This window comes from Bordetella genomosp. 2 (genome assembly GCF_002261345.1).
In the GTDB taxonomy this organism is placed as follows: Bacteria; Pseudomonadota; Gammaproteobacteria; order Burkholderiales; family Burkholderiaceae_B; genus Bordetella_A.
Window position 1 is genome coordinate 24,845 of record NZ_NEVT01000001.1, and the last position, 14,620, is coordinate 39,464.

Genomic DNA, 14,620 nt, shown 5'->3' on the forward strand with positions numbered 1-14,620 from the left:
ACGCATGAACTTCCGCAATGGCCCCTTGGGATTGCTGTTCCACACCTTGTTCATTGCCTTCATCCTGGCGCCGATCGTCATGGTGTGCGCCGTCGCGTTCACGTCGGAAGGCTTCATCTCGCTGCCCGCCAACGGGCTGTCGCTACGCTGGTTCAAGGCCATTCTGGATAACCCGCGCTTCATCGACGCGTTCTGGTTCAGCCTCGGCCTGGGCGCGCTGTCGGCCACCGTCGCGGTGCTGCTGGCCGTGCCCGGCGCGCTGGCCCTGGCGCGCAGCCGCTTCCGGGGACGCGAGGCGCTGCTGGCGTTCTTCATGTCGCCGCTGATGATCCCGCACGTGGTGCTGGGCCTGGCCTTCCTGAAGTTCTTCACCAGCGTGGACCTTGTGGGCACGTACTTCGGCCTGGTCATGGCGCACATCATCATCATCATGCCGTACGCCCTGCGGCTGGTGCTGGCTTCGGCCACCGGCCTGGACCCGATGCTGGAGCGCGCCGCGTTGTCGCTGGGCGCCTCGAACTGGACCGCGTTCCGCCGCATCGTGCTGCCGCTGATCCTGCCGGGCGTGATCAGCGGCTGGGTGATCGCGTTCATCACCAGCTTCGATGAGCTGACCATGTCGATTTTCATTGCCTCGCCGTCCACCACCACGCTGCCGGTGCGCATCTTCCTGCAGATCGAGGACACCATCGACCCGCTGGTGACGGCGGTATCGGCGGTGCTGATCTATGCGACGGTGCTGGTCATCTTTATTCTGGACCGGGCGGTCGGGCTGGAGAAGTTGTTCGTAGGAAAAGGACGGTGATGGCAAACGGAGCGGAAATGCCGGCCAGCGAGCCGCGCCAGGGCGTCTACGACGCCGTGGTGGTGGGCGGCGGACTGGTCGGGTCGGCGCTGGCCTACGGCCTGCGGCGCGAGTTGGCGCGGGTCGCGGTGCTGGACGAGGGCGATGTGGCTTATCGCGCCTCGCGCGGCAATTTCGGGCTGGTATGGGTGCAGAGCAAGGGCATGGGCCTGCCCCGCTACGGCGTATGGACGCTGACGTCCGCGTCGCTGTGGCCGACCCTGGCCGCCGAGCTGCTGGACAAGACCGGCATCGACGTGCGGCTGGAGCAGCGCGGCGGGCTGCATGTGCTGCTGTCCGACGAGGAGCGCGAAGCGCGGCTGCGCTTCATGACGGAGCTGCTGGCGCAACCCGGCATGTCGTCGTACGAATGGAAGCTGCTCGACCGGCATGAAGTGGCCGACCTGGTGCCCGGCGTCGGGCCCGAGGTGCGGGGCGCGACCTGGACGGCGGTGGACGGCATCGCCAATCCGCTCAAGCTGCTGCGCGCGCTGCATACGGCGTTCGCGCGCGACGGCGTGGATTACCTGCCGCGCCGGCCGGCGCAGGAAATCCGCCATGCCGATGGCGTTTTCGAGATCGCCACGCCGCGCGGGCTGGTGCGCGCCAGTAAGCTCGTGCTGGCGGCCGGCCTGGGCAACCGCGCGCTGGCCGAGCGGGTCGGCCTGGCGGTGCCGGTGCGGCCGCAGAAGGGCCAGATCATCGCCCTGGAACGCACCCGCCGCATCCTGCAGACGCCGCTGAGCACGCTGCGCCAGATGGACGAAGGGTCGTGGCTGATCGGCGATTCGCAAGAGGAGGCCGGCTATGCCGACGGCACCGTCGGGCTGCCCATCCTGGGAACGCTGGCCGACCGGGCCGTGCGGACCCTGCCGGCGCTGCGGGATGTGCGGGTGGTCCGCACCTGGGCGGCGCTGCGCGTCATGTCGCAAGACGGGTTTCCCATCTACGAACAATCCGCGGCCTGTCCGGGCGCGTTCGTGGCGACTTGCCACAGCGGCGTGACCCTGGCGGCCGCGCATGCCCTGAAGCTCGCTCCCATGATCGCCGCCGGCGCGCTGGCCGACGATATGGCGCCCTTCTCTACCCGGAGGTTTCATGTTCAAGAGGCTTGATTCGGCCGACCGCCAATTGCGCGACGCGCCCGTGCGCATCCGTTTCAACGGCGCCGAGCTGGCGTGCCGGGCCGGCGACAGCGTGGCCGCGGCGCTGTTCGCGCACGGCGTCGACGCCTGTCGCGATACCGTCGTCAACGAAGTGCCGCGCGGGCCGTTCTGCATGATGGGCATTTGCTACGACTGCCTGGTCACCATCGACGGGCAGCCCAATCGCCAGGCCTGCATGACCCAGGTGCGCGAAGGCATGGCGGTCGAGCGGCAGGCGGGCGCGCGCAAGGTGCAGGCATGATGCAGACGACTCAATGCGACGTACTGGTGATCGGGGCCGGGCCGGCCGGCCTGGCCGCGGCCACGGAAGCGGCCGCGCGCGGCCTGGATGTGATGCTGCTGGACGAGCAGGCCGCGCCCGGCGGCCAGATCTATCGCGCCGTCACCACTACGCCCGTCACCGACCGGGGCATCCTCGGCCCCGATTACTGGCATGGCGCCACGCTGGTGGAGCCGTTCCTGCGTTCCGGGGCGCGCTACCAGCCGCAGGCGACCGTCTGGGCGGTCTCGCGCATGACGGCCGCCGAGCCGGAGGCCGGCTTCGAGGTGGCGTACTCAGTGGCGGGCGATGCGCGCATGCTGGTGGCGCGGCATCTGCTGCTGGCCACCGGCGCCCAGGAGCGCCCGTTCCCCATTCCCGGCTGGACGCTGCCGGGCGTGCTGACCGCGGGGGCGGCGCAGATCCTGCTCAAGTCGGGCGGGCTGGTGCCGTCGGGCCGCACCGTGCTGGCCGGTTGCGGGCCGCTGCTGTACCTGGTGGCCTGGCAATACTTGAATGCCGGCGCGAAGATCGACGCCCTGCTCGAGACCGTGCCGTCGGGACAGTGGCTGCGCGCGCTGCCGCATGCGGCGGGCTTCCTGGGGTCGGGCTACCTGGCCAAAGGCTGGAAACTGCTGCGCGCGGTGCGGGCGGCGGTCCCGGTGACGCGGGCCGTGGCCGACCTGCGGGCGGTGGGAGGCGACAAGCTGGAGGCCGTCCGCTATACCGCCGGCGGCCGCGAGCATGAGCTGCCGGCGGATCAACTGCTGCTGCACCAGGGCGTCGTGCCGAATGTCAACCTGGCGCGCGCCATCGGCGTCGAGCACGCCTGGAACGAGGCGCAGGATTGCTGGGAGCCGGCCATCGATATCTGGGGCGCGACATCGGTGCCCGGCGTCGGCATCGCCGGCGACGGCGCGGGCATTGCGGGCGCCCTGGCGGCCGAGCACCGCGGCCGGCTGGCCGCCTTGCAGGCCGCCCACTTGCTGGGCCGCCTCGATACGGCCCAGCGGGATCGCGCGGCGGCCGCGCCGCGCGCCGGGCTGGCCCGGGCGGTGCGCGGCCGGGCATTTTTCGACGCCCTGTACCGGGTGCCGCGGGCCCAGTTGCGGCCGGTGGGCGACACCATCGTGTGCCGCTGCGAAGAAGTGACCGCCGAGCAGGTGCGCCAGACGGTCAAGCTGGGCTGCACCGGGCCGAACCAGATGAAGTCGTTCCTGCGTTGCGGCATGGGGCCGTGCCAGGGCCGGTTCTGCGGCCTGACGGTTGCGGAGGTGATCGCCGACGAGCTGGGCGCGCACCCCAAGGATGTGGGCTATTACCGCCTGCGCTTCCCCACCAAGCCGCTGACGCTGGGCGAGCTGGCCGCCCTGCCGCAGACCGAGGCATCGCGCCAGGCCGTGGTGCGGCTGAAGAAGTGACATGGCGACCGGCAGCGCGGCGGTGGTCATCATCGGGGCGGGGCTGCACGGCTGTTCCGCCGCCTTGCACCTGGCGCGCCGCGGCGTGGCGGCGCTGGTGCTGGAGAAGAACTACGCCGGACGCCACGCCTCGGGCGTGAACGCGGGCGGCGTGCGCACGCTGGGCCGCGACCTGGCCGAGATTCCGCTGGCGCTGGCCGCGCGCGAACTCTGGTACCGCATCGGCGAGCTGGTGGACGATGACTGCGGCTACGAACAGCACGGGCAGGTCCGCGTGGCCGAGCACGAGGACGACGTGGCCGTGTTGCGCCGGCGGCTGGACACGATGGCGGCGCACGGCTACGTCCACGAGGAATGGATCCCCGCCGACGAACTGCGCGCGCTGGTCCCGCGCCTGGCATCGTCCGTGCGGGGCGGAATCATCGCGCGTGGCGACGGGGCGGCCGATCCGTATCGCACGACCTCGGCATTCCGCCGCAAGGCGGCGGCGCTCGGCGCCCGGTTCATCGAAGGCGTGCGGGTGGACCGGGTCGAGCGGACTGGCGCCCAGTGGCGCGTGCATACCGACGGCGGCGACTATACCGCGCCGCACCTTATCAATTGCGCCGGCGCCTGGGCCGACCGGATCGCCGCGCAGCTTGGCGAGCCGGTGCCGTTGCAGCCCATCAGCCCGATGATGCTGGTGACCTTGCCGATGCCGCGTTTCCTGGATCCGGTCGTGCTGGGCACCGGCCGGCCGCTGTCGTTCAAGCAGCGCGCCAACGGCACGGTGCTGATCGGCGGCGGCCGGCGCGCCTGGGTGGATCGCGATGCGGAATGGACCGAACTCGACTTCGCCGCGCTGGCCGAAGGCGCCCGCATGGTGTGCGAGCTGTTCCCGCACATGCGCGACGCCGTGGTGAACCGCGGCTGGGCCGGCATCGAGGCGGCCATGCCGGACGAGCTGCCGGTCATCGGCCCGAGCCGCCACGCGGGAGCCTTCCATGCCTTCGGTTTCTCGGCGCACGGCTTCGAACTGGGGCCCATCGTGGGAGCCATCCTGGCCGACCTGGTGCTGGAGGGCCGCACGGCCCTGCCGATCGGGCCATTGCGCATCGACCGCTTTCAGGGCCCGCTGGAGCGGGGCTGATTGTCGTTGATCTTGACGCTGAAAGTGCCGTCCAGGATGCTCTTCTGCCGGGCCTGCACCTTGGCCCACAGCGCGGCCGGGAGCTTGCGTTCGAACGTGCCCAGCGGGGCCAGCATGGACCCCTGGTAGCGCATCTGCGAATACTTGCCGTAGTCGTCGGCCTTGAAGGTGCCGCGTTCGACCATGGTCAGGGCGCGATCGATGGTGGGCTCCATGTTCCACAGGATCGAGGTCACCACCGTGTCCGCGTATTGCTGCTGCGTGTCGATGACGTTGCCGATGGCCAGCTTGCCGCGCTGCTGGGCCGCCTCGGCCACGCCGAAACGCTCGGCGTAGAGCACGTCGACGCCCTGGTCGATCATGGCCAGGGCGGCCTGGCGGGCCTTGGGCGGATCGAACCAGGAGCCGATGAAGGCGACGCTGAAGCGCGCGGCGGGATTGATCTCGCGAGCGCCGTCCATGAACGCGTGCATCAGGCGGTTGACCTCCGGGATGGGGTAGCCGCCGACCAGGCCGATCTTGCCGGTGCGGCTCAGCCCGCCGGCGATCATGCCGGCCAGGTAGGCGGGCTCCTGGATGTAGTTGTCGAACACCGAGAAATTGGGTTGCTGCGGCCGCCCGGACGAGCCCATCAGGAAGGCGATCTCGGGATAGGCGCGGGCCACGCTGCGGGCGGCGTCCTCGGCGCGGAAGGCTTCGCCGACGATCAGCTGCACGCCCTGCTCGGCATACTTGCGCAGCACGTCTTCGTAGTCGTCGTGGGCGACGTTCTCGGAATAGGTGTATTCGATGTCGCCGCGCGTCTGCGCCACGACCAGCGCCTTGTGCACGCGCGACACCCATTGCTGCCCGATCGGCACCGTATAGACCCCGGCGACCTTGATCCTGGCGGCGCCTGTGATGGCCTGGGCGTGGCCGGCGGCGGGGACCGCCAGGGCCGCCAGGCCCGCGCCCAGCCCGAGCAGGAGCAAGGTGCGCCGCATGCATCCGGTGGCTGGCAGGGAAGAACGGGATGTCATGGACAAGGCTCCTGCATGCAACGCGAGGTGAGTCGGGGGCGGCGGGCGCTGGTACCGCCGGCGCCGCGAGTGAAATTATAGGCAGCTTGTTCCGCACGGGAGTACGCGCGGGTGCATAATTTGCATAGCTTTGAATCGCGCGCCCCCGGGGCGCGCACAGAATCATTGAGCGGAGACCCAGATGCGATTGTTGTTTCTCGGCGCCGGCGGCACCGGCGGCTATTTCGGCGGACGCGCGGCGCAGGCCGGCGCGGATGTCACTTTCCTGGTGCGCGAGGCGCGCGCCCAGAAGCTGCGCGCGCAAGGCCTGCGCATCGAAAGCCCGCTCGGCGATGCGGTGCTGCAGCCGCAGGTGGCGACCGCGGCGGACCTGCACGGCCCCTATGACATCGTGGTGCTCAGCTGCAAGGCTTACGACCTGCCCAGCGCGATCGAGGCCATTCGCCCGGCGGTGGGGCCGGACACGGCCATCCTGCCGATCATGAACGGCGTGTTGCAGTACGACACCCTGGACGCCGAGTTCGGCGCTTCGCGCGTGCTGGGCGGGCTATGCCAGATCAATGCCACGCTGGGGCCCGACGGCCAGGTGCGCCACCTGGGGCAGCATGCCGCCTTCGTGTACGGCGAGCGGGCCGGCGAGCCGCGCAGCGCGCGCTGTGTGGCGCTCGAGGCGGCGCTGGCCGATGCGGCCTTCAACAGCCGCCTGAGCCCGGCCATCCAGCAGGACATCTGGGAAAAGTACGTGTTCCTGACTACCCTGGCCGCCGCCACCTGCCTGATGCGGGGCGCGGTGGGGCAGATCGTCTCCACCGACGACGGCGAGGCCATCGTGCGCGACATGCTGCGCGAGTGCCAGCAGGTGGCGGCCGCCTCCGGCCACACCGTGCGGGCCGAGGCCGACGCCGCCGCGCTCAAGGTGCTGACCGACCGCGAGTCGCCCATGACCGCGTCGATGTTCCGCGACCTGAGCCAGGGCGGTGCGGTGGAGGCCGACCATATCGTGGGCGATATGGTGCACCGCGCCCGCACGCTGGGCCTGGATGCGCCGTGCCTGCGCATGGCCTATGCGCACCTGCAGGTGTACCAGGCCCGCCGCGCCATTGGTGCATGATCTGCAACTGACTATTCCGCGGGCGGTGGTATGCGCCGCCCGGGGCGGCGACTAGCATGGAGTCACCCTATCACTGGAGCACACCATGAAAATCGCACTCATAGGCATCACCGGCCGCGTGGGTTCGCGCATTGCCGACGAACTGCTGCGCCGCGGCCACCAGGTTACGGGCATCGCCCGCAATCCCGCCGAGGTGGTCGAGCGGCCCGGCCTGAGCGCCCGCCAGGGCGACGCCACCGACCCCGCGGCGCTGGCGCCCTTGCTGGCCGGCCATGATGCCGTCATCAGCGCGGCGCGGTTCGTTTCGGCCGATGCCAAGCCGCTGCTGGCCGCCGTCAAGAGCGCCGGCGTGCCGCGCCTGCTGGTCGTGGGCGGCGCCGGCAGCCTGCGGGTCGCGCCGGGCCTGATGCTGGTCGACACGCCCGAGTTCCCGGACGCCTACAAGCCCGAAGCGCGCGCCGGTGTGGTGTTCCTCGATACGCTGCGCCGCGAGCAGGCGCTGGACTGGACCTTCCTGTCGCCTTCCGCATTGTTCGAGCCGGGTGAGCGCACCGGCAAGTTCCGCATCGGCGCGGACGAATTGCTGGCCGACCAGGAAGGCAAGAGCTGGATCTCGATGGAAGACTACGCGATCGCGCTGGTCGACGAGCTGGAATCGCCGCGCCATGGTCGACGGCGCTTCACCGTCGGGTACTGAAACCGGAGGCCCCATGAAGACCATTTACCTGGCCGGCTTCGACGTGTTCCGCGCCGATTCGCTGGCGCATGGCGAATGGTTGAAGCTGCAGTGCCGCCTGCACGGCTTCGAGGGGCTTTACCCGCACGACAACAAGGCGCCCGCCGGCCTGCCGCCGCGGGCACTGGCGCAGTGGATCTACGAGGCCAATACGGCGCTGATCCGCGGCGCCGACGCCGTCATGGCGAACCTCAACCCTTTTCGCGGCGCCGAACCGGATTCCGGCACGGCGTTCGAGGTCGGCTATGCCCTTGCGCTGGGCAAGCCCGTGTGGGCCTATGTCGAGCAGGCCGATACCCTGGTGCGGCGCGTGGCGATCGGGCAGGCGGACGACCCGCCGCGCCATGTCGACGCGCAAGGCTACACCGTGGAGGATTTCGGCCTGCCGGTGAACCTGATGCTGGCCTGCAGCGCCACGCTGGTCGAGGGCGACGCCGTGCAATGCTTGGCGCACATGGCGCGGGCGCTGCGCGGGGCCGATTGAGCGGGGGCCTATACAATCGCGCTCCATGAAGCGCGCTGTATATGCTGTACTGCTGGTCCTTGCCGCAACCCTGCCCGCCCAGGCCTCCGGGCTCGTCACGCGCACGCGCGAGGTGGGCCATCGCGATTTCCGGCACGCCAAGAAGGTGCTGCCCAACTTGTACAAGGGCCTCGACACCACGTTCTATTGCGGCTGCCGCTACCGCGGCAAGCAGGCCGATCTGCAGTCCTGCGGTTACCGCGTGCGCAAGAACGCCGGCCGCGCCAGGCGCATCGAATGGGAACATGTGGTGCCGGCGTGGGCCATCGGCCACCAGCGGCAATGCTGGCAGCAGGGCGGCCGCAAGCACTGCTCCGCACGCGACGACGTGTACCGCAAGGCCGAGGGCGACCTGCACAACCTGGTGCCCGAGCTGGGCGAGCTCAACAACGATCGCTCGAACTTCCGCTTCACGGTCTGGGACCAGAACCCGGCCATGTACGGTCAATGCCGCATGGTGGTGGACTTCAAGGGCCGCCGGGCCCAGCCCCCGCAACAGGTGCGCGGCCGCATCGCCCGCATCACCCTGTACATGGTCCACACCTACCAGTTGCGCTTGAGCCGGCAGGAACGCCGGCTGTACTGCATCTGGGCGCGCACGTACCCGGTCGACGCCTGGGAGCGGGCGCGCGATGCGCGGATCCGCGCGGTGCAGGGCAACAGCAATCCCTTCGTCGCCAATCCCCGGGCGGTGGCGAGCGCGTGCCAAGGCGTGCGCTGAGCCGCGCGCCGGCCGGCTGCGCGCCGGGCGCTCGCGGGCCCGCGCGCCCCGTTGCGGCAGCGCCTACGCGGCGGCGGCCGCCAGCGCTTCGCCGGCCGGCTCGGCGTCGGCCAGGCGCCGGCGGTAGTCGGCCAGTTCGGCGATAGTGAGCGCCGCCAGGCCATGCATGGCGGCATAGCGCGCGATCGCGTCGCCGCGCGCCATGGTGCCGTCGGCGTTCATCAGCTCGCACAGCACCGCCGCCGGACGCAGGCCGGCCAGCACGGCCAGGTCGACCGAGCCCTCGGTGTGGCCGCGCCGCGCCAGCACGCCGCCGGGCTGGGCGCGCAGGGGAAAGACGTGGCCGGGGCTGACGATATCGGCGGCCCGCGCGCCGGGGGCGATGGCGGCGCGGATGGTGGTGACCCGGTCGGCGGCCGACACGCCGGTGGAAACGCCGTCGCGCGCTTCGATCGACACGGTGAATGCGGTGCTGTAGCGGCTTTCGTTGCGGGCGACCATGGGCGGCAGCTGCAGGCGGTCGAGCGTTTCGTCGGTAAGGCACAGGCAGACGATGCCGCTGCAATCGCGGATCAGCTGGGCCATGACGGGCACGGTGAGCTTGTCGGCGGCCACGATGAGGTCGGCTTCGTTCTCGCGATCGAAGTCGTCCATCAGGATCACCGGCCGGCCCAGGCGCATATGGTGCAGCGCGCGCGCCAGGCGGGCCTCGAAGGGCTGGGCGAACAGGTCGGGGGGGAGGAACGGTGCGGCGGGTGTTACGGTAGGCATTGAAACGCTCTCGCGGATAAGGTTGGCGAAAAACGTTCCAGGGCTGGCGACAGCCAGGCGCCATGCCGCATGCCGGAGGGACGCGCCGGCCCAGGCCGGAGCGCGCACCCCGCGCAGGCGGAATGAGCCGGCACATCTTCTTTCATCCGGACTGTGACCGTCGGCCCTGGCATCGCACCAGATCTGCTGACCCCGGCCGCCGTGTGGCGAACCGGGCGCTCGCGGGCTTGCCGCATTGCGGCTTACCGCCGGTGGGGAATTCCACCCCGCCCTGAAGACGTACTGCTATGCCGCTGTCAGCGGCAAGTCACATTGTACGCCCGGCGGCGGCCGGCCCCTATTCCTTGCTTTTTTTCTTCAGGGCCAGCATGGTGCCGCGGCAGCTGGGCGCGCCGCACAGGCAGCGGTACGCGGCCTTGAGCTTCTTGGTGATGCGGCCGTCGAGCACCAGGCCGTAGTCGTAGAACAGTTCTTCGCCGCGCGCGATGTCGCGCAGGGCCACGATGTAGACGCGCTTGCCGTGCTTGCCTTCCTGCGCCTCGCAGTTGGGTTCGCAGGCGTGGTTGATCCAGCGGGCGTCGTTGCCGTTGTCGCCGCCGTCGATCACGCGGCCGGAGCTCAGCGCAAAAAAGAACGTGTGGAAGGGGTCGTCTGGGTTGGTGGGATGGCGGCGGTCGGCTTCCTTGGCGCTGATGCGCTCGCCGCCGTACTCGATGATGCGCGTGCCGGCCGGGATCTTGCGCGCGGCGAAGACGCCATTGCCGTGCAGTTTGGAGCGGCGGACGACGTGCCAGGGCTTGGAGGGATCAGCAGTGGTCATTGAAAGCAGCGGGGAGCGGGCCAGCGGGGATTATATCGATGGCAGCGCACATCGCGATGACGGCCCCGCGCGCGGGCTACTCGGCGGCCGGCGGCGTCAGCGGCAGCTGGGTTTCCTTCAGGCGGCGCAGCACGAAGCACGACTTGCTGTGGCGGATGCCGGGAATGCGATAGAGCCGCTCGCGCAACAGCCGTTCGTAGTCGCGCGTGTCGCGCACGGCGATGCGGATGTAATAGTCGTAATCGCCCGAGACCAGGAAGGCCTCCAGCACTTCGGGGATCTGCGCCAGCGCCCGGCCGAACTCGTACAGGGTTTCCTCGCTGTGGCTCTCGAGCGTGACGTGCACGATGACCGTATCCATGAAGCCGAGGCTGGCGGGGTCGATGTCGACCGTGTAGCCGCGGATGACGCCGGCCGCCTCCATGCGCTTGATGCGGTTCCAGCACGGCGTGGACGACAGGCCCACTTCGGCCCCGATCTCGTTGAGGCTGGCGCGGGCATTCTGCTGCAGCGCCTTGAGGATGGCGAGGTCGAACTTGTCGAGTTTCATTTTTTCCTCGATTGCAGGGAAATAAAGATGAATTTACTGGAAAACCTGGGAATCCGTAGAAAAGAAGAGAAATCTTCTTTTCATATGGGCATAAGATATTCAGCATGAATGACCGCCTCCATGCTTCCGCCCTCGCCGCCTTGCGCCACGATGACTCTGCCGACCGCAACGGCGCCCAGATCCTGCTCGATACCCTGATCGAACGCGGCGTCGATACCGTCTTCGGCTATCCGGGGGGCGCGGTGCTGCCCCTGTACGACGCCCTGTACGCCGAGCCGCGCCTGCGCCACGTGCTGGTGCGCCACGAGCAGGCGGCCGTGCACGCGGCCGAGGGCTATGCCCGCACCACCGGCCGGCCCGGCGTGGTGTTCGTGACCTCCGGTCCCGGCATGGCCAACACCACCTCGGGCCTGCTCGACGCCATGTGCGACTCGATCCCGGTGCTGTGCATCAGCGGCCAGGTGGCGACATCGGCCATCGGCACCGACGCCTTCCAGGAATGCGACGCGATGGGCATTTCGCGTTCGGTCACGAAGTGGAATACGCAGATCCGCGCGGCCGGCGACGTGGCCGACGTGGTGGGCCGCGCCTTCGACCTGACGCGCCAGGGGCGTCCCGGGCCGGTGCTGGTCGACTTCCCCAAGGACGTGCAGCTGGCGCGGCCGGCGCCCGCCGCCGACACCGACGCCGCGTCGGACAGCCAGCGCCTGGCCGCGCTGCGCGCACGCCGCCAGGCCGGCAAGGCGTCGCTGAAGCTGCCGCAGACGGCCCTGCGCCGCGCCGCCGCGCTGATCGCCCAGGCCCGCCGGCCGGTGTTCTACGGCGGCGGCGGCCTGGTCAATTCCGGGCCGCAAGCCTGCCAGGCCTTCACCGAACTGGTGCGCCATACCGGCGCGCCCTGCACCCTGACCCTGATGGGCCTGGGCGCGTTCCCGGCGTCGGACCAGCAATTCGTCGGCATGCTGGGCATGCACGGCACGCTGGAAGCCAATATGGCCATGCACCATGCCGACCTGGTGGTATGCATCGGCGCGCGCTTCGACGACCGCATCACCGGCAAGCTGGCCGAGTTCTGCCCGCATGCGCGCAAGATCCACATCGACATCGACCCGGCCTCCATCAACAAGGTCGTGAGGGTGGACGTGGCGCTGGTGGGCGATTGCCTGCCGCTGATCGAGGCCCTGCGCGGCGCGCTGGATGCGCATGACCTGCCGGTGGCGCGGCTGGACGACTGGTGGCGCCGCGTCGACGCATGGCGCGCCAAGGACTGCCTGGCCTGCCCGCCGGCGGCGGACGCCATCCTGCCGCAGCACCTGATGCAGCGCCTGGACGCCGCGCTGACCGGCCGCGACGCGATCGTCTCGACCGACGTCGGCCAGCACCAGATGTGGGCCGCGCAGTACCTGCGCTTCGAGCGGCCGAACCGCTGGCTGACCTCGGGCGGCGCGGGCACCATGGGCTACGGGGTGCCCGCCGCCATCGGCGCGCAGGTGGCGCACCCGGACAAGGCCGTGGTGTGCGTCAGCGGCGATGCGTCGGTGCTGATGAACTTCCAGGAACTGTCGACCGCCATGCAGCACGACACGCCGGTGAAGGTGGTGTTGTGCAACAACGGCTACATGGGGATGGTGCGGCAGTGGCAGGAACTGATCCACGGCGGCCGCTATAGCCACAGCTACAACGCGTCGCTGCCGGATTTCGTGGCGCTGGCCCGCGCGTTCGGCTGGGGCGCGGCGCGGGTCGACGACCCGGCGCGGCTGGACGAGGCGCTGGCGGAATGCCTGGCGCATGACGGGCCGTATTTTCTTGACGTGGTGGTGGCGGCGCAGGAGAACTGCTTTCCCATGATGCCGGCGGGCGAGGGACACCATCGGATGATGCTGGCCGAAGGCGTCTGGTACGAGGACGATACGGCCTGACGGCGGGGGGCCGCCACCGCATCGTGCAGGTGTCAGACACCCCATGCGGGTCGTCTCGTCGCCCACGGCCGTGCCCAGGGGTGTCTGACACCTGCGCCACGGGCGCTGGCCTCCTGGTGCAATCAGGCCCGGCTCGACGTCCGGAGGACGTCAGCACGCGGCCCGCCAGCAGCACGTCAATCGTGCTTGATGGAAATCGTCTTCAACACCGTGAACCCGTACAAGGCCTCGAACCCCTTTTCGCGCCCGTGTCCGCTGGCCTTCACGCCCCCGAACGGCAATTCGATGCCTCCGCCCGCCCCGTAGTTGTTGATGAAGACCTGGCCGCTGCGCACTTTGCGGGCGATGCGCAGCTGGCGAGCGCCGTCGCGGGTCCAGACGCTGGCGGCCAGGCCGTATTCGGTGGCGTTGGCGATGCGCACCGCGTCGGCTTCGTCGTCGAACGGCATGGCGGCCAGCACCGGGCCGAATACTTCTTCCTGGGCCAGCCGGTGGTCGACCGGCACGTCGCGCAGCAGCGTGGGAGCCTGGTAGTAGCCCTCGGCCGGCGCGCCATCGGCGATCCGGCCCTGCGCGGCGGTGGCGATGCCGTCCTGCGCGGCCGCTTGCAGGAAGCCCTGTACTCGTTCCTGCTGGGTCTTGCGGATCAGCGGGCCGCAGTCCAGGTCGAGCTCGGCCGGGCCGGCGCGCAGCGCCGCGAAGGCCTGCGACAGGCGTTCCAGCACGCGGTCATAGGCGCTGCGCTCGATCAGCAGGCGGCTGCCGGCCGAGCAGGTCTGCCCGGCGTTCTGCACGATGGCGTTGACCGCCACCGGCGTCAGCGCATCGAGGTCGGCGTCGGCGAAGACGATCTGCGGCGACTTGCCGCCCAGCTCCAGCGTGACGGGCACATGGCGCTCGGCCGCGACTTGCGTGACCAGCACGCCGATGCGCGGCGAGCCGGTGAATGAAATGTGGTCGATGCCGGGGTGGCGCGTCAAGGCGTCGCCGGCCTCGTGGCCGTAGCCCGTGACGATGTTGATGGCGCCGGGCGGGAAGCCGACCTCGGCGGCCAGTTCGGCCACGCGCAGCAGCGACAGGCAGGCGTCCTCGGCGGGCTTGACCACGCAGGCGTTGCCGGCGGCCAGCGCGCCGCCGACGCTGCGGCCGAAGATCTGCAAGGGATAGTTCCAGGGCACCACGTGGCCGGTGACGCCATGCGGCTCGCGCAGCGTCAGCACGGTGTAGCCGTTCTGGTAGGGCAGCGTCTCGCCGTGCAGCTTGTCGGCCGCGCCGCCGTAGAACTCGAAGTAGCGCGCCACCGCCGTCACGTCGGCGCGGGCCTGCTTGGTGGGCTTGCCGCAGTCGCGCGACTCGATGCTGGTGAGCTCGTCGGCGTGATCGAGGATCTTCAGCGACAGTTTCAGCATCAGCCGGCCGCGTTCGGCCGCCGTCAGGCGGCCCCAGGGGCCTTCGTCGTAGGCGCGCCGGGCCGCCTTGACGGCCAGGTCGATGTCGGCGGCGTTGCCGCGCGCGATGCTGTCGTACTGCTGGCCCGTCGAGGGGTCGATGACGGGGATGGACTCGCCGGAGGCGCCGGCTACGGCGCGGTTGTCGATGAAGTGCTGTTTCATGCCGATGAACCTCTGCAG

The 14,620-nt window shown here is 70.0% G+C and carries 15 protein-coding genes and 1 riboswitch; of the genes, 10 read left to right on the top strand and 5 right to left on the bottom strand.

Annotation, left to right across the window (positions count from 1 at the left end; all coding sequences use genetic code 11):
• Positions 1–4: 4 nt before the first annotated feature.
• The 5 genes from CAL24_RS00120 to CAL24_RS00140 are packed head-to-tail and all read left to right on the top strand — an operon-like array spanning position 5 to position 4,819.
• Positions 5–805: an ABC transporter permease gene (locus CAL24_RS00120; protein WP_094805421.1), complete on the top strand. Its 801-nt coding sequence runs from the start codon at positions 5–7 to the stop codon at positions 803–805.
• Complete coding sequence (locus tag CAL24_RS00125; protein WP_249278450.1) at positions 805–1,959, top strand: NAD(P)/FAD-dependent oxidoreductase; 1,155 nt, start codon at positions 805–807, stop codon at positions 1,957–1,959. The genes CAL24_RS00120 and CAL24_RS00125 overlap by 1 nt, the downstream gene beginning before the upstream one ends.
• Positions 1,943–2,251 carry a (2Fe-2S)-binding protein gene (locus CAL24_RS00130; protein WP_028353851.1) on the top strand — a complete coding sequence of 103 codons (309 nt, stop codon included), beginning with the start codon at positions 1,943–1,945 and terminating at the stop codon, positions 2,249–2,251. Before CAL24_RS00125 ends, CAL24_RS00130 begins: the two co-directional genes overlap by 17 nt.
• Positions 2,248–3,690, top strand: a complete 1,443-nt coding sequence (locus CAL24_RS00135) for an NAD(P)/FAD-dependent oxidoreductase (protein ID WP_094805423.1) — start codon at positions 2,248–2,250, stop codon at positions 3,688–3,690. The genes CAL24_RS00130 and CAL24_RS00135 overlap by 4 nt, the downstream gene beginning before the upstream one ends.
• A 1-nt stretch (position 3,691) precedes the next feature.
• Entirely contained in the window at positions 3,692–4,819 is a 1,128-nt protein-coding gene (locus CAL24_RS00140) for an NAD(P)/FAD-dependent oxidoreductase (protein WP_094805424.1), read from the top strand.
• Here CAL24_RS00140 and CAL24_RS00145 read toward each other — a convergent pair.
• Entirely contained in the window at positions 4,795–5,838 is a 1,044-nt protein-coding gene (locus tag CAL24_RS00145) for a BMP family protein (RefSeq protein WP_094805425.1), read from the bottom strand. The genes CAL24_RS00140 and CAL24_RS00145 overlap by 25 nt on opposite strands.
• Before the next feature lie 181 nt (positions 5,839–6,019).
• On the opposite strand from CAL24_RS00145, the gene panE reads away from it, so the two are divergent.
• The 4 genes from panE to CAL24_RS00165 all read left to right on the top strand — a co-directional run bounded on the left by panE (position 6,020) and on the right by CAL24_RS00165 (position 8,929).
• Entirely contained in the window at positions 6,020–6,949 is a 930-nt protein-coding gene (panE, locus tag CAL24_RS00150; protein ID WP_094805426.1) for a 2-dehydropantoate 2-reductase, read from the top strand.
• An 85-nt stretch (positions 6,950–7,034) separates the two neighbouring features.
• On the top strand, positions 7,035–7,646 hold the full coding sequence (locus CAL24_RS00155; protein ID WP_094805427.1) for an NAD(P)-dependent oxidoreductase: 612 nt from the start codon (positions 7,035–7,037) through the stop codon (positions 7,644–7,646).
• Between the two features lie 13 nt (positions 7,647–7,659).
• A complete protein-coding gene (locus CAL24_RS00160) occupies positions 7,660–8,169 on the top strand; it encodes a nucleoside 2-deoxyribosyltransferase (RefSeq protein WP_094805428.1) in 510 nt (169 codons plus the stop codon).
• Positions 8,170–8,194: 25 nt separating this feature from the next.
• Positions 8,195–8,929, top strand: a complete 735-nt coding sequence (locus CAL24_RS00165) for an endonuclease (protein WP_028353844.1) — start codon at positions 8,195–8,197, stop codon at positions 8,927–8,929.
• Between the two features lie 63 nt (positions 8,930–8,992).
• Here the strand turns inward: CAL24_RS00165 and ribB are convergent, their stop codons facing one another.
• The 3 genes from ribB to CAL24_RS00180 all read right to left on the bottom strand — a co-directional run bounded on the left by ribB (position 8,993) and on the right by CAL24_RS00180 (position 11,070).
• Positions 8,993–9,700: a 3,4-dihydroxy-2-butanone-4-phosphate synthase gene (gene ribB, locus CAL24_RS00170; RefSeq protein ID WP_094805429.1), complete on the bottom strand. Its 708-nt coding sequence runs from the start codon at positions 9,698–9,700 to the stop codon at positions 8,993–8,995.
• Positions 9,701–9,830: 130 nt separating this feature from the next.
• Positions 9,831–9,983: riboswitch (FMN riboswitch) on the bottom strand.
• Positions 9,984–10,037: 54 nt separating this feature from the next.
• Entirely contained in the window at positions 10,038–10,520 is a 483-nt protein-coding gene (locus tag CAL24_RS00175) for an SET domain-containing protein (protein ID WP_028353842.1), read from the bottom strand.
• 76 nt (positions 10,521–10,596) lie between these two features.
• Positions 10,597–11,070 carry an Lrp/AsnC family transcriptional regulator gene (locus CAL24_RS00180; protein ID WP_028353841.1) on the bottom strand — a complete coding sequence of 158 codons (474 nt, stop codon included), beginning with the start codon at positions 11,068–11,070 and terminating at the stop codon, positions 10,597–10,599.
• Positions 11,071–11,165: 95 nt separating this feature from the next.
• Here CAL24_RS00180 and ilvB point away from each other — a divergent pair, with 95 nt between their 5' ends.
• Positions 11,166–12,989: a biosynthetic-type acetolactate synthase large subunit gene (ilvB, locus tag CAL24_RS00185; protein ID WP_094805430.1), complete on the top strand. Its 1,824-nt coding sequence runs from the start codon at positions 11,166–11,168 to the stop codon at positions 12,987–12,989.
• A gap of 176 nt (positions 12,990–13,165) precedes the next feature.
• Here the strand turns inward: ilvB and CAL24_RS00190 are convergent, their stop codons facing one another.
• Positions 13,166–14,602, bottom strand: coding sequence for an aldehyde dehydrogenase family protein (locus CAL24_RS00190; protein WP_094805431.1), 1,437 nt, complete (start codon positions 14,600–14,602; stop codon positions 13,166–13,168).
• Positions 14,603–14,620 lie beyond the last annotated feature (18 nt).